Source organism: Kitasatospora sp. Xyl93 (assembly GCF_055383135.1).
Genome location: NZ_AP029185.1, coordinates 2,444,396 through 2,463,061 on the forward strand (window position 1 = coordinate 2,444,396; position 18,666 = coordinate 2,463,061).

The 18,666-nt window shown below is 73.6% G+C and carries 17 protein-coding genes and 1 tRNA gene; 5 read left to right on the top strand and 13 right to left on the bottom strand.

Annotation, left to right across the window (positions count from 1 at the left end; all coding sequences use genetic code 11):
- Positions 1 to 21: 21 nt before the first annotated feature.
- The 3 genes from ACZ5GH_RS10685 to ACZ5GH_RS10695 all read right to left on the bottom strand — a co-directional run bounded on the left by ACZ5GH_RS10685 (position 22) and on the right by ACZ5GH_RS10695 (position 3,542).
- Positions 22 to 1,533 (bottom strand): S28 family serine protease, encoded by a 1,512-nt coding sequence (locus ACZ5GH_RS10685; protein ID WP_387748564.1) that lies wholly within the window; start codon positions 1,531 to 1,533, stop codon positions 22 to 24.
- A gap of 180 nt (positions 1,534 to 1,713) precedes the next feature.
- Positions 1,714 to 2,568, bottom strand: coding sequence for a S1 family peptidase (locus ACZ5GH_RS10690; RefSeq protein ID WP_464334061.1), 855 nt, complete (start codon positions 2,566 to 2,568; stop codon positions 1,714 to 1,716).
- A gap of 344 nt (positions 2,569 to 2,912) precedes the next feature.
- Positions 2,913 to 3,542, bottom strand: coding sequence for a TetR family transcriptional regulator (locus ACZ5GH_RS10695; RefSeq protein ID WP_464334062.1), 630 nt, complete (start codon positions 3,540 to 3,542; stop codon positions 2,913 to 2,915).
- Between the two features lie 119 nt (positions 3,543 to 3,661).
- On the opposite strand from ACZ5GH_RS10695, the gene ACZ5GH_RS10700 reads away from it, so the two are divergent.
- From ACZ5GH_RS10700 to ACZ5GH_RS10710, 3 genes are all read left to right on the top strand, one after another.
- Positions 3,662 to 3,817 carry a hypothetical protein gene (locus tag ACZ5GH_RS10700; RefSeq protein WP_464334063.1) on the top strand — a complete coding sequence of 52 codons (156 nt, stop codon included), beginning with the start codon at positions 3,662 to 3,664 and terminating at the stop codon, positions 3,815 to 3,817.
- Between the two features lie 57 nt (positions 3,818 to 3,874).
- Complete coding sequence (locus ACZ5GH_RS10705) at positions 3,875 to 4,273, top strand: hypothetical protein (protein ID WP_464334064.1); 399 nt, start codon at positions 3,875 to 3,877, stop codon at positions 4,271 to 4,273.
- Between the two features lie 128 nt (positions 4,274 to 4,401).
- Positions 4,402 to 5,286 carry a metallophosphoesterase family protein gene (locus tag ACZ5GH_RS10710; RefSeq protein WP_387748554.1) on the top strand — a complete coding sequence of 295 codons (885 nt, stop codon included), beginning with the start codon at positions 4,402 to 4,404 and terminating at the stop codon, positions 5,284 to 5,286.
- Positions 5,287 to 5,442: 156 nt separating this feature from the next.
- On the opposite strand, the gene ACZ5GH_RS10715 is transcribed toward ACZ5GH_RS10710, so the two are convergent.
- From ACZ5GH_RS10715 to ACZ5GH_RS10760, 10 genes are all read right to left on the bottom strand, one after another.
- On the bottom strand, positions 5,443 to 8,016 hold the full coding sequence (locus ACZ5GH_RS10715; RefSeq protein WP_464334065.1) for an FtsX-like permease family protein: 2,574 nt from the start codon (positions 8,014 to 8,016) through the stop codon (positions 5,443 to 5,445).
- A complete protein-coding gene (locus ACZ5GH_RS10720) occupies positions 8,013 to 8,768 on the bottom strand; it encodes an ABC transporter ATP-binding protein (protein WP_464334066.1) in 756 nt (251 codons plus the stop codon). Before ACZ5GH_RS10720 ends, ACZ5GH_RS10715 begins: the two co-directional genes overlap by 4 nt.
- Positions 8,765 to 9,058 (bottom strand): SHOCT domain-containing protein, encoded by a 294-nt coding sequence (locus ACZ5GH_RS10725; RefSeq protein ID WP_464334067.1) that lies wholly within the window; start codon positions 9,056 to 9,058, stop codon positions 8,765 to 8,767. The genes ACZ5GH_RS10720 and ACZ5GH_RS10725 overlap by 4 nt, the downstream gene beginning before the upstream one ends.
- A 242-nt stretch (positions 9,059 to 9,300) precedes the next feature.
- The gene (locus ACZ5GH_RS10730; RefSeq protein ID WP_464334068.1) at positions 9,301 to 9,978 is read right to left on the bottom strand and encodes a response regulator; all 678 of its coding nucleotides are present in this window, start codon (positions 9,976 to 9,978) and stop codon (positions 9,301 to 9,303) included.
- Entirely contained in the window at positions 9,975 to 11,219 is a 1,245-nt protein-coding gene (locus ACZ5GH_RS10735) for a sensor histidine kinase (protein ID WP_464334069.1), read from the bottom strand. Before ACZ5GH_RS10735 ends, ACZ5GH_RS10730 begins: the two co-directional genes overlap by 4 nt.
- Before the next feature lie 94 nt (positions 11,220 to 11,313).
- Positions 11,314 to 13,851, bottom strand: coding sequence for an ATP-dependent Clp protease ATP-binding subunit (locus tag ACZ5GH_RS10740; protein WP_464334070.1), 2,538 nt, complete (start codon positions 13,849 to 13,851; stop codon positions 11,314 to 11,316).
- 175 nt (positions 13,852 to 14,026) lie between these two features.
- Complete coding sequence (locus ACZ5GH_RS10745) at positions 14,027 to 14,731, bottom strand: VIT1/CCC1 transporter family protein (RefSeq protein WP_464334071.1); 705 nt, start codon at positions 14,729 to 14,731, stop codon at positions 14,027 to 14,029.
- A 158-nt stretch (positions 14,732 to 14,889) separates the two neighbouring features.
- A protein-coding gene (locus ACZ5GH_RS10750) for an IS5 family transposase (protein WP_464334072.1) occupies positions 14,890 to 15,734 on the bottom strand; the annotation gives its coding sequence in 2 pieces (ribosomal slippage) (positions 14,890 to 15,404 and positions 15,404 to 15,734; 846 coding nt in all).
- Between the two features lie 37 nt (positions 15,735 to 15,771).
- Positions 15,772 to 16,383 carry an HAD family hydrolase gene (locus ACZ5GH_RS10755; protein WP_464334073.1) on the bottom strand — a complete coding sequence of 204 codons (612 nt, stop codon included), beginning with the start codon at positions 16,381 to 16,383 and terminating at the stop codon, positions 15,772 to 15,774.
- A gap of 322 nt (positions 16,384 to 16,705) precedes the next feature.
- Positions 16,706 to 16,777, bottom strand: a tRNA-Val gene (locus ACZ5GH_RS10760).
- Positions 16,778 to 17,023: 246 nt separating this feature from the next.
- On the opposite strand from ACZ5GH_RS10760, the gene ACZ5GH_RS10765 reads away from it, so the two are divergent.
- Both ACZ5GH_RS10765 and ACZ5GH_RS10770 read left to right on the top strand, forming a co-directional pair.
- Entirely contained in the window at positions 17,024 to 18,343 is a 1,320-nt protein-coding gene (locus ACZ5GH_RS10765; protein WP_464334074.1) for a hypothetical protein, read from the top strand.
- Positions 18,344 to 18,444: 101 nt separating this feature from the next.
- A complete protein-coding gene (locus ACZ5GH_RS10770; RefSeq protein ID WP_464334075.1) occupies positions 18,445 to 18,663 on the top strand; it encodes an FmdB family zinc ribbon protein in 219 nt (72 codons plus the stop codon).
- The last annotated feature ends 3 nt before the right edge of the window (positions 18,664 to 18,666 follow it).

The following is an 18,666-nucleotide window of genomic DNA, read 5'->3' on the forward strand; positions in this document are numbered from 1 at the left end:
CGCGGCCCTGCCGCGCGAGCGCTACAGCGGGCGGCGCTCCTGCTCCAGGCGCCGGCCCTCGACGTCCAGCGGGCCGAACTCGGCGCCCGCCTGCGGCGACTTGGTGAGCGAGCGGGCGGCGTTCGGGTCGCTCAGACCGGCCCACTCCAGCACCTTGGCGACGGCCTGCGCCGACTGGGCGGCGGGCAGCTGCTCGATCTTGGAGCCGTGGTTGCCGCCGGGCACGGTGTAGACGTAGCTGTCCTCGCTGCCCCGGCCGAGGCGGAACGGCTTGGCGCCCCACGGGTCGTTGCCGCCGTAGACGTACATGATCCGCTCGCCCTCGCGCTTCACCCAGCGGTCGATGTCGGGCATCGCGTTCCGGTTGAAGACGGTCGGGATCTCCTTCGGCACGAAGGTGCGGACCGAATAGAGCTCCTTGTAGTCGTAGTGCAGCACGCCGTCGAGGTGCGACACGTCGAAGAACGGCGCGCCCAGCTCGGTGGCGGCCTGGTAGTAGTACGCGGTGTACTTCGCCAGCGACTGGTCGCTGTTGCCGGTGATGCCGGACTGCGCGTCGAACCAGGCGTACAGCTCGTCGTCGGTCGCGGTGGCGGCCACCGGGACCTTGGCGCAGTCGGCCTCCAGGCTGTACTGCCAGAACGCCCAGACCACGTCCAGCACGCCGGCCTCGTACGCACGGTCCGGGGTGCCGAGGGTCTTGAAGGTGGAACCGGCCGCCTGGTTGTCGGCGACGTAGCGGGCCTCCAGGCGGTCGCGGCGCACCAGCAGCTCACGCTGGGCGGCGTTCAGCCTGGCCCGGCACTCGGGGGTGCCGACGGTGCGGAAGAACTCGCTGTAGGGCTCGGAGTCGTTGACGTTGGTGTTGTTCGGCGCGACGTAGGCGATCGTGCCGGACACGTCGTCCGGGTAGAAGCGGCGGAAGTAGGTGGAGGACATGCCGCCCTTGCTGGCGCCGGTGGACAGCCACTCCTCCTGGTAGATCCGCTTGAGCGCGGTCACCAGCCGGTGCGAGTCCGCGGCGCCCTGGCGGATGCCGGCCTTCGACCAGTCCGCCGGCTCCGGGCGGGAGGGGGTGAAGAACCGGTACTCGATGGACACCTGGTTGCCGTCCACCAGCCGGGTCGGCTCGGTGCGGGACGGGTTGGTGCCCAGGGTGTAGCCGTTGGTGTAGAAGACGGTCGGGCGGTCGTAGCCGCGGTGCAGCAGGCTGAAGCGCTGCTGGAAGGTGCCCAGCCAGGGCCGGAAGTGGTCGATCGGCTGGGTGTAGGTGGCGAGGAAGTAGCGGTGACCGGTGGTGGTCGGCTTCTCCTCGGTGATGGTCACCCCGGGGATCGCCGCCAGGCGGTCCTTGATGTCGGCGGTCGGGTCGTCGGCGGGGCTGCGGCCGTGGCGGGACGCCTCGCTCTGCGCGTCCTGGCCCCCCTGGGCGCTCTGGCCGTCGGCGGCGGACGCCGGACTCGCCAGGCCGCCGATCGCGAGCAGCGGTATCAGCAGGGCGGAAGCCAGCAGCCTTCTCACGGTGGTGGTCATCAACTCTCCATCTGTTCAACTGGTATGACTGCCGCCTGCCGGAACGGCCGGGCGGCGTGGGTGGTGCGGCGGCCGACCGATGGACGGCCGAATGGGCCACCCGCTGTTCGCGGATGGCCCATCGGGGAAAAAGTGCTGGTCAGTGGGGTTGCCCTGGCCGCTCGGGGTGCCCTGGCCGTCTTACGGGCGGGGCAGGGTGCACCCGGGGAGGGTAAGGTCGAAGCGGTTGCCGGCGGCGAAGCAGGCCGGGATCCCGTAGGTCTCCTGGGCGTAGCCGATGCCCTGGCGGACCGTCACCGCGCCGTTCTGGTCCACCTCGCACGGGTTGTCCATGGTGCAGCGCTCGCCGTTCTCGTTGATCGTGTTGTTGACGGCGACCACCTGGCCGGTCGAGGCGTCGACCACCGGCGAGCCGGAGGTGCCGCCGATCACGTTGCAGGTGGACGTGTAGCGGACCGAGTCCTTGAAGGTCCAGTCGGCTTCCTTCAACCGGTAGGCGAAGCCGTCGACCGAGCAGGAGTAGATCTTCTTCCAGTAGCCGGAGACGACCCGGATCGAGGTGCCCTGGACCGGGTGGGTGGCGGCGATGGTCAACGGGGCGATCCCGTACCGGGACTGGATCGAGGCGTAGGTGGTGTTCAGCTGGTAGATCGACACGTCGGTGTCGGTCATCGCGCCGTAGACGATCTTGGTGGCGCGCAGGGTTCCGACGCCGCTGCCGCTCCCGTTGAGCAGGGTGAAGGACCGGCTGGAGGTCCGGTTGAGGACCACCTCGCCCGGGCCGGGCATGCCGGTCTCCAGGCAGTGGCCGTTGGAGAGCACGAGGGCCGGGTCGCTCGCGGCCGAGCCGGGCATCCGCACCAGCGAGCCGGAGCAGTTGCTGAGTGCGACCGTCCCGGCGAAGTTGACGGCGGCAACGGGCTCGGCGACCGGCTTGGTCGCGGGGGCTGCGGCCTGGGCCGGGACGGCTCCGACGAGGGCGGTGGCCCCGGCCACCAGGAGCGTCGCGACCGTGCCTATGAGCGGCTTCTTCATGAGAGACCTCTCGGTGTGGGGGGTCCACGGGTGGGGGTCCACCAAAGCTGTCGCGGACATGACCCACTGTCAAGAGTCAAGGCGATACCAAGAACCGCTCAAGCCGCATTGGCCGGTTACCGCCGACGCCCGGCTCGGGGTCCGCGGCGGCGCGGAGCACGGCGGCGCGGAGCACGGCGACGCGGAGCGCGGCCTGCGGCTCGGGGCGGCGCGGCGGCGCGGCCTGCGGCTCGGGGCGTGCGACCCCTGCATCTGGCTCGGCGCGCGGCCTGCGGCCCCGGGCGCCGCCCGGGGGAGCGGCTCGGGCGGCCGTCGCAGGGCCGTCAACTCCCCTGCCGGTACGGTCAACCGGCCTGCCAGTACTCCCGGCCGCGACTGATCAGGCGCAGCTGGAGGCGCGCGGTGGCGGCGATCCGCCGACCCCGGGCCGGGTCCGCCTCCAGCGCCTCCAGGAAGGCGGCGGCCGTGGAGACCATGTGGTCGACGTACAGCTCGGCGAGCATCCGCAGGTCCTGCTCGCTCCACCCCCGCGACACCGGCTGCAGCGCCAGGGCGGCTCCCACCTCGGCGGCGAAGCGGCCGAGTTCGGCGTCGATCGCCTCGCGCACCTGCCGTACCCCGCCGTGCCGCTCGCGCGCCAGGAAGCGGACGTGCCCCCGGTTCTCCCGGACGTGCCGTTCGATCACGTCCACCGCACGGTCGATCAGCTCCTCGGCGTCGCCGGCCTCGGCGAGCACGGAGCGGATCATGACGTGCAGGCTGGCCAGCGACTCCTCGACCAGCGCCACCCCGAGGGCGGCGAGGTCGGGGAAGTGCCGGTAGAAGGCGGCCGGGGAGAGCCCCGCCTCGCGGGTGACCTCGCGGACGCCCAGGCTCGCCAGGTTCTGATCGGCCAACAGGTGCAGCCCGGCGTCGAGCAGGGCCCGGCGGCTCTGCAGCTTCTGGGCCTGTCTGGCCCCAACGGTGTGACTCACGCCATTCAGTAAACAATCGTTTGCTGAACTTGGCCAGTCGTCGTACAGTGGGACCGAAGTCAGTGAACAGTTGTCAACCGAAATCGGCGCAGTCCCAGCCGCAACCGAAGGAGTCAGCCGTGATCCTGTTCTCCGCCCTGGTCGCCATGGGCATCCTGATCGGCACCGCCGCCCACACCTCGCTCCCGGTCTTCCTCGTCGCCTCCGCCGGCATCACCGCCTGGCTGCTCGCCTTCGGCGCCCGCGAGGGCATCTCCCGCCTCCGGCACCGCTGACCCGGCCGCCCCGCCGACCGCACCCGCGGCCACTCCACAGAGAGGACCCGCACCACCATGAGCACCGTCACCGACCGTACCGCCGTCGACCGTCCCACCCTCGGCCGCCAGGGCGTCGGCCGCCTGCGGAGCAGCGGGCAGGAGACCACCGCACCGGAGACCACGGCAGAGGAAGCCGCGGCAGAGGAAACCGCGGCGCAGGAGACCGCCCGTCAGGGCACTGCCGACGCCGACGGCCTGGCCGTCGCCTCCTTCCTCCTCGGCCTGCCCGGCCTGCTGCTGTTCAACATCGTCCTCGGACCGATCGCCATCACCCTGGGCACCCTGGCGCTGGTCCGCGGCACCAGCCGACGCGGCCGCGCCCTCCTCGGCCTGTCCCTCGGCATCGCCTCGCTGGTGATCCTCGCCGTCACCACCGCCACCTCCCACGGGGTGCTCATCGACATCGGTTCCTGACCCGCCTCCCTTCCGTTCCTGGCACCCCGTCCGACCGTTTCGAACGACTGATCCCGTCAACCCGCCCCGCCCGCCCGGCCCGCCACGTAGGGTGGGGCCCATCGGCCGGGCGACCTCAGGGGGCAGGAGTGACTACGGAGAACCGCAGCGACGCACAGCCGGAACGACCCACCCCGACGGGTGGACGGCTGCTCGCCGTGAGCGATCTGCACATCTCCTACCAGGAGAACCGCGACCTGGTGGAGAAGCTCCAGCCGTCCCACCCCGGCGACTGGCTGCTCGTCGCCGGTGACGTCGCCGAGCTCACCACCAGCATCGAGTGGGCCCTCGGTCTGCTCGCCGAACGCTTCGCCCGGGTGGTGTGGGTGCCCGGCAACCACGAGCTGTGGACCCACCCCGAGGACCCTGTCCAGCTGCGCGGGGTGGCCCGCTACGAGCACCTGGTGGAGCGCTGCCGCCGGCTCGGCGTGGTGACCCCGGAGGACCCGTACCCGGTCTGGGAGGGCCCCGGCGGACCGGTCCGCATCGTCCCGCTCTTCCTCCTCTACGACTACACCTTCCGCGCCCCGGGCACGACCACCAAGGAGGCCTCCCTGGCGGCCGCCTACGAGAGCGGCATCGTCTGCGCGGACGAGCGGATGCTCTACCCGGACCCGTTCCCGGACCGTGACTCCTGGTGCCGGGAGCGCGTCCGGCTGACCGAGAAGCGGCTGGCGGAGTGCGACCCGGACGTCCCGCTCGTCTTCGTCAACCACTACCCGCTGGTCCGCCAGCCCACCGAGATCCTCTGGTACCCCGAGTTCGCCCAGTGGTGCGGGACCGAGCTGACCGCCGACTGGCACACCCGGTACAACACCGCGGCGATGATCTACGGTCACCTCCACATCCCGCGCCGGACCACCTACGACGGCGTCCCGTTCACGGAGGTCTCGCTCGGCTACCCGCGCGAGTGGCGCAAGCGCGGGCTGCCGGACCCGCTGCTGCGCGAGGTCTTCCCGCAGTCGGCGGTCTGAGCCTGCCGTCCACCCGCACCTCCTGATCCGCCTTCCGGCGGCCCGGCTCCGCTACACCTTCACCTGCCGGGCCGCCACATCCCGTTCGGCCGCTTCCCGTTCCGCATCGGCCCGTTCTGCCTCGGCCCGCTCTGTCGCCGTCCGGTCCACCACCTCCTACTCCGTCGCTATCGCCCGCAGGACGTCCAGCCGCGCCGCCCGGCCCGCCGGGCGGAGTCCGGCCACCGCGCCCGCCAATAGCCCGGCCGCCAGGACCACGGCCAGCTGCAGCGGCGGTATCGCGAACGATCCCGTTCCCGCGCTGTCCGAGGCCCGCACCAGGGCCCAGCCGAGGAAGGCTCCGAGCCCCAGCCCGCCGACCGTCCCGAAGGCCGCCACCAGCACCGACTCCCAGCGCACCATGCCGCGCAGCTGAGCTCTGGTCTGGCCGACCGCCCGCAGCAGCCCCAGCTCCCTGGTCCGCTCGTGCACCGCCAGCGTCAGGGTGTTGGCGATGCCCAGGAGGGCGATCAGCACCGCCAGCGCCAGCAGCGCGTAGACCACCGAGAGCATCGTGTCGACGCCGGAGGCCGCGCTCTTCGCGTACTCGGCGCGGTCCTGCACCTGCGGACTGCCGTACGGGACCAGTGCCCGTTCCACCGCCGCCTTGCCCTCGGCGGCCGGGACGCCGTCGCGCAGCCCGACCGCGACCATGGTGTCCGCGTCCTGCCCCCGGTGCGGGGCCCAGGCCTGTCGGGTCATCAGGTAGTCGCCGGCCAGGCTGCCGCCCTCGTACAGGGCGCGGATGGTGAACGGGCCGCTCGCGCCGTCGGTGAACCCCACGGTGACGGACTGTCCGAGCCGCCAGCCGTGCTGCTGCGCCTCGCTGCGCGAGACCGCCAGCCCGTCCGTCCCGAGCGCGGCCAGTGAGCCGTCCACCCGGCCGAGGTCGACGATGCCGGACAGCCGGGCGGGATCGGTGACGTCCAGCGTCCGACCGTGCCCGTCGATCCGGGCCACGCCCCGGCCGAGCCCGACGGTCTGCCGCACCTCGGGCAGGGCCGCCAGGGCGTCCGCCACCTTGGGGCTGATCCCGCTGCCGCCGGCCCCGAACGAGGCGGTGGTGACGGCGAGATCGCCGACGAAGGACTTGCTCACGGTGTCGTCCAGGGTGGCCTTGATCGAGGCCCCGAAGACGGTGAACAGCGTGACCACCGCGACACCGATCATCAGCGCGCTCGCGGTGGCCGCCGTCCGGCGCGGATTGCGGGCCGCGTTGCGCCGGGCGAGCACCCCGGAGACTCCGCGCAGCCTGGGCAGCGGCGCCCCCAGCGTCCGTACCGCGAACGCCGCGGCGACCGGGCCGAGCACCACCGTGCCGGCCAGCACCGCGAGTGCCCCGACCGCGGTCAGCAGCACGGACGGTCCGTCGGTCGCACCGAGGACGGCCACCGGTACGCCCCCGGCCAGCAGCAGGCCGCCCAGCACCACCCGGACGGCTCCCGAGCGCCCCTGCGCCGCCCGGTCGACTCCGGTGTCCCGCAAGGCCGCCAGCGGGGCCGTCCGCCCGGCCCGGACGGCCGGCAGCAGCGCGGAGCCCACCGCGACCAGCGTGCCGACCAGCAGCGGCAGCAGGACGGCGGCCGTACTGATCACCATGCCGCCGGTCGGCAGCGTGAAGCCGAGCGCGGAGAAGAGCGCCTTGAGCCCGGCGGCCACGCCGATCCCGCCCAGCAGGCCGCCGAGCGAGGCCAGCAGGCCGACCGCCAGCGCCTCCGCCAAGGTCGCCCCGAGCACCTGGCCGCGCACCGCGCCGAGCGCCCGCAGCAGCGCGTTCTCCCTGGTCCGCTGGGCGACCACGATCGCGAAGGTGTTGTGGATGGTGAACGTCGCCACCAGCAGCGCGATCCCGGCGAAGACCAGCAGCAGCGTGGTGAACATGGTCAGGAACCGCCCGGACAGCAGCTGGGTGGACTCCTGGGTGGCCGCCGTGCCGGTGATCGCCTGGACGCCGGCGGGCAGTCGCGGGGTGATCCGGTCGACCAGCTCCCGCTGGGAGACCCCGCCCGCCGCGCGGACCTGGATCGAGCTGGCCTGCCCCTCGCCCTTGGGCGTGAGGTACCGCTCGGCGTCCGCGAAGGTCATCGCGGTGAAGGTGCTCGGCCCCATGCCGTCCGCGGCCGCCCCGAAGGTGGCGATGCCGACGACGGTGACCGGCACCGGATCCGGGGTGCGCAGCACGGTGGCGGAGCCGAGGTGCAGCCCGCCCGCCTTCGCCGCGCCCCGGTTCACCACGACCTCGCCCGGGGCGGCCGGCGCCCGGCCCTCGGCCAGCCGGTACGGGTTGAGCCGGCCGTCCGCCAGCCAGTTGCCCGCCAGGGTGGGCGGGCCCTGGCCGCCGATGGGCTTGCCGTTGCTCCCGATGAGCTGGCCGGCGCCCTGGACGGACGGCTCGGCGGCCGCCACTCCGGGCACCGTGCGCAGCCGGTCGGCGAGCGCGGCCGCCACCGGCGCCCGCACCCCGCCGGCCGTGCCCGCCGAGTCCAGCACGTCGGCGCTGCGGACCACGACGTCGGTGCCGGCGTTGGCGTCGGCGAAGAGGGTGTCGAAGTTGGCCCGCAGGGTGTCGCCGAGCACCATCGTGCCGGTCAGGAAGCTCACCCCCAGCAGGATGGACAGGAGGGTGCCGGCCAGCCGCCGCTTGTGGGCGCGCAGCGAGCGCAGGCTGAGCCGGAGCGGGACGGTGTTCATGCCCGCCCCCGTTCGAAGGCCTTCATCCGGTCCAGCACGAGGGCGGAGGTGGGCTGCCGCATCCGGTCGACCAGCCGCCCGTCGGCGAGGAAGAGCGCCTCGTCGGCCCAGCCCGCGGCCGTCGGGTCGTGGGTGACCATGACCACGGCCCGGCCCATCTCGTCCACCGCCCGGCGCAGCAGGCCGAGCACCTCGCCGCCGCTGCGGGAGTCGAGGTTGCCGGTCGGCTCGTCGGCGAAGACCACCTGCGGCCGCCCGGCGAGCGCCCGGGCCACGGCGACCCGCTGCTGCTGGCCGCCGGAGAGCTCGCTCGGGCGGTGCCGCAGGCGGTCCCCCAGGCCCACCACGTCGACCAGTGCCTCCAGCCAGGCCCGGTCGGGGGCGGCCCCGGCCAGGTCGAGCGGGAGGGTGATGTTCTCCAGGACGGTGAGAGTGGGCACCAGGTTGAAGGCCTGGAACACGAAGCCGATCCGCTCCCGGCGCAGCAGGGTGAGCCGCCGGTCGCCGAGCGGGCCGAGTTCGGTGTCGCCGATCCAGGCGCTGCCGGCGGTGAGCGTGTCCAGCCCGGCCGCGCAGTGCATCAGGGTGGACTTGCCCGAACCGGACGGGCCCATGATGGCGGTGAACCGCCCGGCCGGGAACTCCACCGTCACGTGGTCCAGCGCCCGGACCTCGGTGCCGCCGACGCCGTAGGTCTTCACGGCGTCGGCGACCCGGGCGGCGGCGCCCCGTACGACGTCCAGGGTGGTCACCTGGCGCCACCTCCCCCGGCGTCGCCACGCGGCGGCTCGCTGAGCACGGCCCGCTTGGCGCGGTACTCCTCGGCGTCGATGTCGCCCTCGGCGTAGCGGCGGCCCAGGACGGCCAGCGGATGCTCCGCCACGGCCCCGGACCCGGCCCCGGACCCGAACCCGCAGCCGTGCCGCCGCCAGACCGTGCGGCGCAGCACCGCGATCACCAGGACCACCACGGCGATCCAGACCAGCGGGATCAGCAGGATCCACGGGCCGGGGCCGTGCCAGTCGGCCAGCTGGGTGTACATGGTGGTTCAACTCCTCGGTGGTGGGCTTCCAGGACCTCGGGTGGTTCCCGAGGTGCCTAGAGCGTCCCGCCGTGGAGCCTCATCACGCGTCCTACCAGCAGCGACAGTTGGGATACTCCCGGGAGAGTAGGAGCCCTCCGCGACACGCCGGGCCGGAAGTAGCGCCCGCACCGCGAAGCCCCGAAGCCACCACCCCGCCCCCCGACCGCCACCGACCGCAACCGCAAGCGCGCGGAAGCCGCTCAGCCCAGCCAGCCCGGCCGCACCAGCCCCGACTCGTAGGCCAGCACCACCAGTTGCGCCCGGTCCCGCGCACCGAGCTTCAGCATCGCCCGGCTGACGTGCGTCTTCGCCGTCAGCGGACTGACCACCAGCCGCCGGGCGATCTCCTCGTTGGACAGCCCCATCCCGACCAGCGCCAGCACCTCGCGCTCCCGCTCAGTCAGCATCGAGACGTCCGAGAGCCCCTCCGGCACCGCCTCGGGCGCCTTCGACCGGGCGGCGAACTCGCCGATCAGCCGCCTGGTGACCCCCGGCGAGAGCAGCGCGTCCCCCGCGACGGCGACCCGGATCGCCCGCAGCAGGTCGGCCGGCTCGGTGTCCTTCACCAGGAAGCCCGCCGCCCCCGAGCGCAGCGCCTCGAAGACGTACTCGTCCAGCTCGAAGGTGGTCAGCACGACCACCCGCACGGAGGACAGCGCCTGGTCCTCGGCGATCCTCCTGGTCGCCTCCAGCCCGTCCATCCGCGGCATCCGGATGTCCATCAGCACGACGTCCGGCACGAGTTCGCGGGCGAGCCGCAGCGCGGCCTCGCCGTCGTCCGCCTCGCCGACCACCGTGAGGTCGTCCTGGAGGTCCAGCAGGGCCCGGAAGCCCGCCCTGACCAGCAGTTGGTCATCCGCCAGCAGTACCCGAATCAATCGCTCTCCGCCTTCGGTGTCGGCAGCTCCGCCCGGACCCGGAAGCCGCCGTCGGGCAGCGGCCCCGCGGTGATGGTGCCACCGAACGCCGCCGCGCGTTCCCGCATCCCGACCAGCCCGCTGCCCGATCCGCCCGCGTCACCGAGCACCGCGGGCCCCGGGTCCTCCACCCGGACGACCAGCACGGCCGGGTCCGTCCAGTCCAGCACCACGACCGCCTGCCGGGCCGCCGAGTGCCGCACGACGTTGGTGAGCGCCTCCTGGACGATCCGGAAGGCGGCGAGGTCGACGGTGGCGGACAGCGCGCGCCGTGTGCCGCGCTCCTGCACCTCCGCCTCCAGGCCCACCCGGTCCGCCTGCTCGGCGAGTTCGTCCAGCCGGTCCAGCCCCGGGGCCGGCCCGCGCGGCGCCGCTCCGGGCCCGCGCAGCGTCGCGAGCACCTGGCGGACCTCGCCGAGCGCCTCCTTGCTGGTCGACTTGATGGTGACCAGCGCGCTGCGGGCCTCCTCCGGCCGCCGGTCGAGCAGCGCCAGCGCGGCCCCCGCCTGGACGTTGATCAGCGACAGGCTGTGCGCCAGGATGTCGTGCAACTCCCGGGCCATCCTGAGCCGTTCCTCGTTGGCCCGGCGCTCCTCCAGCTGCTGCCGGTAGGCCCGGTGGGCGGCGATCCGCTCGCGCCGGAACCGGACCAGCTCGCCCCCCGCCATCACCAGCAGCAGCCAGGCCAGCAGCCCGAGCTCCTGCGGCCAGACGCTGCCGGACGGCGGGGCCGCGCGCTGCCAGCTCTCCGGCAGCACGAAGGTGCCCAGCAGGTGCACCAGGTAGACCCCGCCCACGCCGGCCCAGGCCGCCCGGCGGTGGCCGGACCCGATCGCCACGCAGCAGGCGACCAGCCAGCTCAGGAAGGCCGGCCCGTACGGGTACCCGCCGGCCAGGTACCCGGCGGTGACGGCCGAGGTGCCGGCCACCACCGCGACCGGCCACCGGTCGCGCAGCACCAGCAGGGCCGGCCCGAGCAGCAGCAGCAGGTAGCCGAAGGCGTCCAGCGGAACCCGCCCGTGCTGGTTGTGCGCGGCGAAGGTCGAGCCGACCACCTGGGCCACCGCGGCCACCGCCGCCACCCCGAGCGGGTAGCCCGCCTTGGCCGCGCGCACCCACGGGGGACGCCACGGCTCGGGCGGCTCCTCCGGTGACTGCGCCGCCGAGGGCGGCTCGGGCGGCGGGGACGTGGGCGGCATCATGCCCACAAGCTAGACCGGCGCCGCGTCCCCGCGCGTCCTCCACCAGTGGCGTTCGGGCGTACTCCCGCTGGAGTACGCCCGCAGCTGTTCGCCGTCAGCCCTGTGCGGCGGCCGAGGCGGCCCCGGCCTCCGCCTCCTCGAAAGTCGCCGACGCCTCCGGCCGCGCCAGCGTGACCACCAGCTCCCCGTCGCTCACGTCCGCGATCAGCGTGTCCCCCTCCCGCACCGAGCCGTCCAGCAGCAGGTTGGAGATCCGGTTGTCCAGCTCCGACTGGATCGTCCGGCGCAGCGGCCGGGCTCCGAACTCCGGCTGGTAGCCCCGGTTGACCAGGTACTCCTTGGCCGCCTCGGTGACGTCCAGCTGGACGTCCTGGGCCCGTAGCCGGCGCCGGCTGCGCTCCAGCAGCAGGTCGACCACCGACAGCAGGTCCTTCCGGGTGAGCGCGTGGAAGACGATCACCTCGTCGATCCGGTTGAGGAACTCCGGCCGGAACTGCTGCCGCAGGTCGCGCATCAGGTCGTCCCGGATCTCGTCCACGTTCCCCGCGTGGTCGAGGATCCGCTGCGAGCCGATGTTGCTGGTCATGATCACCACGGTGTTGCGGAAGTCGACCGTACGCCCCTGGGAGTCGGTCAGCCGCCCGTCGTCCAACACCTGGAGCAGCAAGTTGAAGACGTCCGGGTGGGCCTTCTCCACCTCGTCGAAGAGCAGCACGCTGTACGGCTTGCGGCGCACCGCCTCGGTCAGCTGCCCGGCCTCCTCGTAGCCGACGTACCCGGGCGGGGAGCCGACCAGCCGGGAGACGGTGTGCTTCTCCTGGAACTCGCTCATGTCGAAGCGGATCATCCGGTCCGGGTCGCCGAACAGCAGCGCCGCCAGCGCCTTCGCCAGCTCGGTCTTGCCGACGCCGGTCGGCCCGAGGAAGAGGAAGGAGCCGGTCGGCCGCTCCGGGTCGCCCATCCCCGCCCGGCCGCGGCGCACCGCCTGGGCGACGGCGGTGACCGCCTCCTCCTGGCCGATCACCTTCTCGTGCAGGTGCTCCTCCAGCTTGAGCAGCCGCTCCTTCTCGGTCGCGTTCAGCTCCGCCACGGGGATGCCGGTCCGGGAGGAGAGCACCTGCGCGATGTCGTCGGCCGTCACGTCGACGACCTCCTCGCGGGCCTCGGCGGTCGCCGCCAGCTCGTCCTCGGTCTGCCTCAGCTCGGTCTTCAGGTTGGCGGCCCGGACGAACTCCTCGTCCGCGACGGCCTCGTCCAGCTCGCGCCTCAGCTTGGTGATCCGGTCCTGCACCCCGGTCGCCTCGGTGGACCCGCTCAGACTGCGCAGCCGGACCCGGGCGCCGGCCTGGTCCAGGAGGTCGATCGCCTTGTCCGGCAGGAAGCGGTCGCTGACGTACCGGTCGGAGAGCGTCGCCGCCGCGTCCAGCGCCTCGTCGGTGAACCGCACCTGGTGGTGCGCCTCGTACGCGTCGCGCAGCCCCCGGAGGATCTCGACCGTCTCCTCGACGCTCGGCTCGGGCACCAGCACCGGCTGGAAGCGGCGCTCCAGCGCGGCGTCCTTCTCCACGTGCTTTCGGTACTCGTCCAGGGTGGTCGCGCCGACCACGCTCAACTCGCCGCGCGCCAAGGCCGGTTTGAGGATGTTGCCGGCGTCCATCGAACCCTCGCCGCCGCCCGCGCCGACCACGGTGTGCAGCTCGTCCAGGAACAGGATCACGCTCTTCTCGGCCGCGGTGACCTCGTCGATCACGTTCTTCAGCCGCTCCTCGAACTCGCCCCGGTACTTGGAGCCGGCCACCAGCGCGGTCAGGTCGAGCGTCACCACCCGCTTCTCCTTGAGGCTCTGCGGCACGTCCCCGGAGACGATCCGCTGGGCCAGGCCCTCGACGATCGCGGTCTTGCCGACGCCCGGCTCGCCGATCAGCACCGGATTGTTCTTGGTCCGCCGGGAGAGGATCTCGACGGTCTGCTCGATCTCCTCGGCCCGCCCGACCACCGGGTCCAACCGGCCCGAGCGCGCCTCCTCGGTGAGGTCGCGCCCGTACTCGTCCAGCGTCGGCGTCTCGCTCGGGTGGGCGCCCGTGCTGCTGCGCTCGCCGCCGGTGCCGCGCCCCTCCAGCACCGACTTCAGCGCGTCCTGCGAGGGCGCCGCGTTGCGCAGCGCCACCCCCGCGCCCGAGCGCTCCTGGTCGAGCAGCGCGCCGAGGATGTGCTCCGGGCCGATGTACGAGGCTCCGACCGCCTGCGAGCGGGCGTGCGCGGCGAGCAGCGCGCGCTTCGCCGAGGGGGTGAGCGCCGGCCGGCCGTCCACCCCGTCGGCGGTGCCGGACGGCAGCGCGTGCTCCAGGTCCCCGGAGAGCCGGTCCGGGTCGATGCCGGCCCGTTCCAGCATCCGGCGCGAGGGGTCCACCCGGGTGGCCGCCCAGGCCAGGTGCGCGGTGTCCAGGTCACTGGAGCCGTCCTCGGCCGCCCGCCGGGCGGCCAGCGCGAGCAGTTCCTGCGAGGACTCGCTGAGCAGCCGCCCGATCGGCACCCGCTGCACGGCGGGCGGGGACGCCAGCGGGCTCATCCCGAAGAACCGGCTGAGCAGATCGGAGAACGGATCGTTCGATCCGAACGGGGGGATGGTCACGGCGATTCACCTCTCCCAAGCGGTTTGCAGCCACACAAACACAGGCCGCACCGGCTCGCCTGTCGGGCCGACGGGGGCCGTCACGCGGAGTGCCCGGGCCGCACTGCTCCCGGTCGTACGGCGAGGGGAGCATGCCCGCCCGGAGCCTGCTCCCCCGGTTGTACGGGTCCCGCCCTCACCCGGTGACCTGCTCCAGCAGCACACCGCCGCTGTACGTCACCGCCATCGCCAGCAGCCCGCCCACGACGTTGCGCAGGACCGCCCGGGCCGGACCGGCACCCCCCAATCGGGCGCTCGCCCACCCCGACAGGGTCAGCGCGGCCACCACCGACACCACCGTCACCAGCAGCCGCCAGGACTCCGGCGGCAGCAGCACCGCCAACAGCGGCACCAGCGCGCCCAGCGTGAACGCCGCCGCGCTGGCCAGCGCCGCCTCCCAGGGGTTGGTCAACACGTCCGGATCGATGCCGAGTTCGGTCTGCGCGTGGGCGGCCAGCGCGTCCCGCTCGGTCAGCGCCGCCGCCACCTCCCGGGCCAGGTCGTCCTCCAGCCCGCTGCCCCGGTAGTAGTCGGTCAGCTCGTCGAGCTCCCCCTCCGGGTCCTCCGTGAGCTCCCGCCGCTCCCGCGCCAACGCGGCCCGCTCGGTGTCCCGTTGGGTGCTGACCGACACGTACTCACCGGCCGCCATCGACATCGCCCCCGCCAGCAGCCCGGCCAACCCGGCCGCGAGCAGCACCGTCCGGGAACCCTCCGCGCCCGCCACCCCGGTCACCAGACCGGCCGTCGACACCACGCCGTCGTTGGCCCCCAGCACGGCCGCCCGCAGCCAGTTCAGCCGCGACGACAACTCCGCCCGCGACCCCCCGGCCTGCTCAGCCATCCACCCACCGCCTCAGGGGTCCGCCCGCTCCCCCGATCCTCGCCCGCCCCCCCGGGGCCCCGCCACCCCCGGCCTGTCCACCAGGCCGCCCAGAGCCTCCCCCTCAACAGCGGCGCCCGCACCACCGGCACCCCACCGGCTAGGGCCTTTCTTTTGGATCAGCGGGCGGACCAGATGAAGATGCCGGCGATGTGGAGTCCGGCTTGGAAGACGGTCGCGGTCTTCTCGTAGCGGGTGGCCAGGCCACGCCAGTTCTTCAGGCGGTTGATGCACCGCTCGACGGTGTTGCGCTGCTTGTAGGCCTCGCGGTCGAAGGCCGGTGGCCGGCCGCCGGCTCGGCCTCTGCGCTTGCGGTTGGCGATCTGGTCGGCCGGCTGCGGGATCACCGTTCGGATCCCGCGCCTGCGCAGGTGCTCGCGGATCGCCCGTGACGAGTAGACCCGGTCCGCCAGGACCACGAGGGGCCGGGTGCGTGGCCGGCCGATCGTTCTGGGCACACGCAGGTCGGCCATGACGTGCTCGAACGCGGGCGCATCGCCGGCCTGGCCGGGCGTGAGGTGGAAGCACAGCGGGCGACAGCGGCCGTCCGCCGCGAGGTGGATCTTGGTGGTCAGCCCGCCGCGTGAGCGTCCGATGGCGTGGTGGGCGGGTTCGCCGGACGGGGCCCCCTTTGGCGGGCCCCGGCCGCGTTCTCGTGCGCGCGCACGATCGTGGAGTCGACCGAGACGATCCAGTCCAGGTCACCCTCGGCGTCGGCCTGGGCGAGCAGGGCGGTGAAGACCCGCTCCCAGGTGCCGTCGATCGCCCAGTTCCGAAGGCGGGTGTAGACGCCCTTCCAGGAGCCGTACTCGGCGGGCAGGTGCACCCACTGCGAGCCGGTCTGGAACTTCCGGGCGATCGCGTCGATCACCTGCCGGTGATCGCGCCACCGCCCGCCCCGCTTCGGCGTCCGGTCCGGCAACAACGGCTCTATTCGCGCCCACTGCGCGTCAGTCAACGGCACGACCGGACCAACGATCCGATGATCGGAAAGAAACGCCCTAGACCAGCACCGGTGCCAGCACGCGCCGCAGGTCCTCCGGCCCCCGGTAGCGCACCCCGGTCATGCCCAGCGCCACCGCCGCGTCCACGTTCTCCTGCCGGTCGTCCACGAACAGGCACCGCTCCGGCGCCACCCCGGCCCGCTCGGCGGCGATCTCGTAGATCCGCCGCTCCGGTTTGGCACTGCCCACCCGGGAGCTGTTCACCACCTCGTCCGCCAGGTCCGTCAGCCCCAGCAGCGCCAGGTCCTCGTCCAGCCACACCGTCGCATTGGTCACCAGCACCACCGGGCAGTGCTCCCGCACCCGCCGCAGCATCCCCACCACCACCTCGTCCGCCCGGAACGGCGCGTTCGCGAACGCCTCCGCCAGCCCGCGCGCCTGCGCCCACGTCACCCGCCCGGCCAGCCCCCGCGCGATCGAGTCCACCCACTCGGCCCTCCCGATCCGCCCGAGCAACAACGGCCCGTCGTTCTCCGGCGCGAACCCGACCGCCGCCGTACTCCCCTCCCCCATCCCCGCCGCCCGCTCCAACGCCGCCACCCGGTCCCCGTCGAAGAACCGGATCACCCCGTCCACATCACACAGCACCGCATCGAACGCCCTGGTCATCAGCACCCCCCATCCCTACCACCGCCCCACCCACCCCGACAGCCCCACCAACGTGACCCCGAGGGAATCCCCCACCGCCGCGACCTCGCCGCCGCCGGCCGAAACGCCGAGAACGACCGAGGGCCGGTCCAGGAGGGTGTGCACCTCCCGGACGACCCTCGGTCGGTGGGCGCGGAGACGGGCCACAACAGCACCCAGGCGGCGCTGATTTACCAGCAAATGCAGCGACCGGGATCGCGCCATCGCCGACGGGCTGGGGGTGTGGAAACGATCAAGGGCCAGTTCGGGAGGATGCTGCCTCCGAACTGGCCCTTCGTGTCGGTGGGCGCGGACGGTTTCGAACCGCCGACATCTGCTTTGTAAGAGCAGCGCTCTACCACTGAGCTACGCGCCCCCGGTCGTGGCCCGGTGGGCGCACGACGAGAGCCTAGGGTACCTGGTCCCGAGGGGTGGTGTGGGACAGGTGGCGGGTGAGGGGGTGGGCCGGGTGGGCGGGGCTTGGGGTGGATGGGGCGGGAGGGGGTGACGGGCGGGTGGGGGGATCGGGGAGAATGGGGCCGGATCAGCGGGTCGGAGCAGGGAGCGCGCAGTGACGGTGGCCGGCGGGAGCGGGCGGGGGCGGCGTCGGGCGGGGAGTGCGTTGGCGGACGCGTTGGTGTTGCCGGTGGTGCTGGCCGGTGCGCTGGCGGCGGTGGGGCTGGCCTCGGCCGGGAGCAGCGGCTGGTGGGGGCGGCGCGGCGGCGGTGAGGGCGGACGGGCGCAGGCCCGGGAGGCCCGGGCGGCGGCCCAGGAGGCGTTCTACGAGCTGGAGGAGACCCAGCGCGAGGTGCAGCTCGCGGTGGAGACGGTCCGCGCGGCCGAGGAGGGCCAGACGGTACAGCGCGCGCTGGCCGACCTGGCGGCGATCTCCGGCCGGGTCGACCAGGTGACCGTGAACTACCTGGCCGCGCTCGACGCCCACAACCTGGACAGCGAGACCCTGGACGCGGGCGCGGCCGCGCAGGCCCGGCGCCAGCTGGAGGACGCGAAGGGCCAGCTCGGCTCGGCCCGCTCGGAGCTGAACGACTTCCTGCGGCGCCTGCAGCCGACCGTCGAGCACGCCGAGCAGCAGCTGATGCGGGTCACCCCGGCGGTCGAGCAGGCCAAGCGCGCGTTGCTGGCCGCCACCACCGCGCTGGACGAGGCGCGCGGCGCCGGCCTGCGGGCGGACGACCTGGCGGCCCGGCTGGCCGAACTGGCGCCCGAGCTCGGTCGGCTGAACGAGGGCCCGGCCCGGCACGGGGTCGCGGACACCCTGCGGCGCGCGGACGACGTGAAGCAGCGCGCCGAGGCGATCGCCGCCGACGCCGGACAGCTGCCGGAGCGGGCGCGGGAGATCGACCGGCGGCTGGCGAGCCTGCGGACCCGCATCCAGGCGCTGGAGACCAAGGCCGAGACGGTCGCGCCCGCCCTGAGCGAACTGCGCCGCCGGTTCACCACCGCCTGCTGGCAGGACCTCCAGCGGGTGCCGGACCAGGTCGCGGAAACCGGGCGCGCCGCCGAGCGCAAGCTCGCCGAGGCCGCCCGGGCCCGGGACGAGCAGCGCTGGGCGGACGCCACCGGTGCGATCGGGACGGTCCGCGCGCTGCTGGAGACCGCCGACGGCTCGGTGGCCGCGGTGAACGACCGGCTGCGGCAGCTGAACGAGGTGCAGCACGACCCCCACAAGGAGATCGAGCGCGCCCGCTTCGCGATCCGGGACGCGCAGCGGCTGGCGATGGCCGGCCGCAGCGCGCCGGACCCTCGGCACGCCGCCCCGCTGGACGAGGCGGTGGCCCGGCTGGACCGGGCGGTGGCCGCGCTGGAGGAGGCCGGCCGGCACCCCGACTACTGGCACTTCCTGACCGAGCTCGCGGCGGTGCGGGACACCTCGGCACGGGTGATCGAACTGATCCGCGAGGACCTCGGCGGCCACCGGTAGGACGAGAAGGGGAATGGAGTAGAGGGAGAAGGGGGGAGGAGGAGAAGGGGGAAGCAGGAGGAGGGGGACCCGGCGGGCACCCGGCTGGGTACTCTGCCGGTATGCCTCGTTACGACTTCCGCTGCCGCTCCTGCGGCGCCACCTTCGAGCTCCGCCGTCCGATGGCCCAGGCCAACGACCCCGCCGTCTGCCCGCAGGGCCACGAGGACACCGTGAAGCTGCTGTCCACCGTCGCCGTCACGGGCGGCGCGACCGCCGCCCAGCAGGCCCCCGCCGCCGGGGGCGGGGGCGGTTGCTGCGGCGGCGGCTGCTGCGGCTGAGCG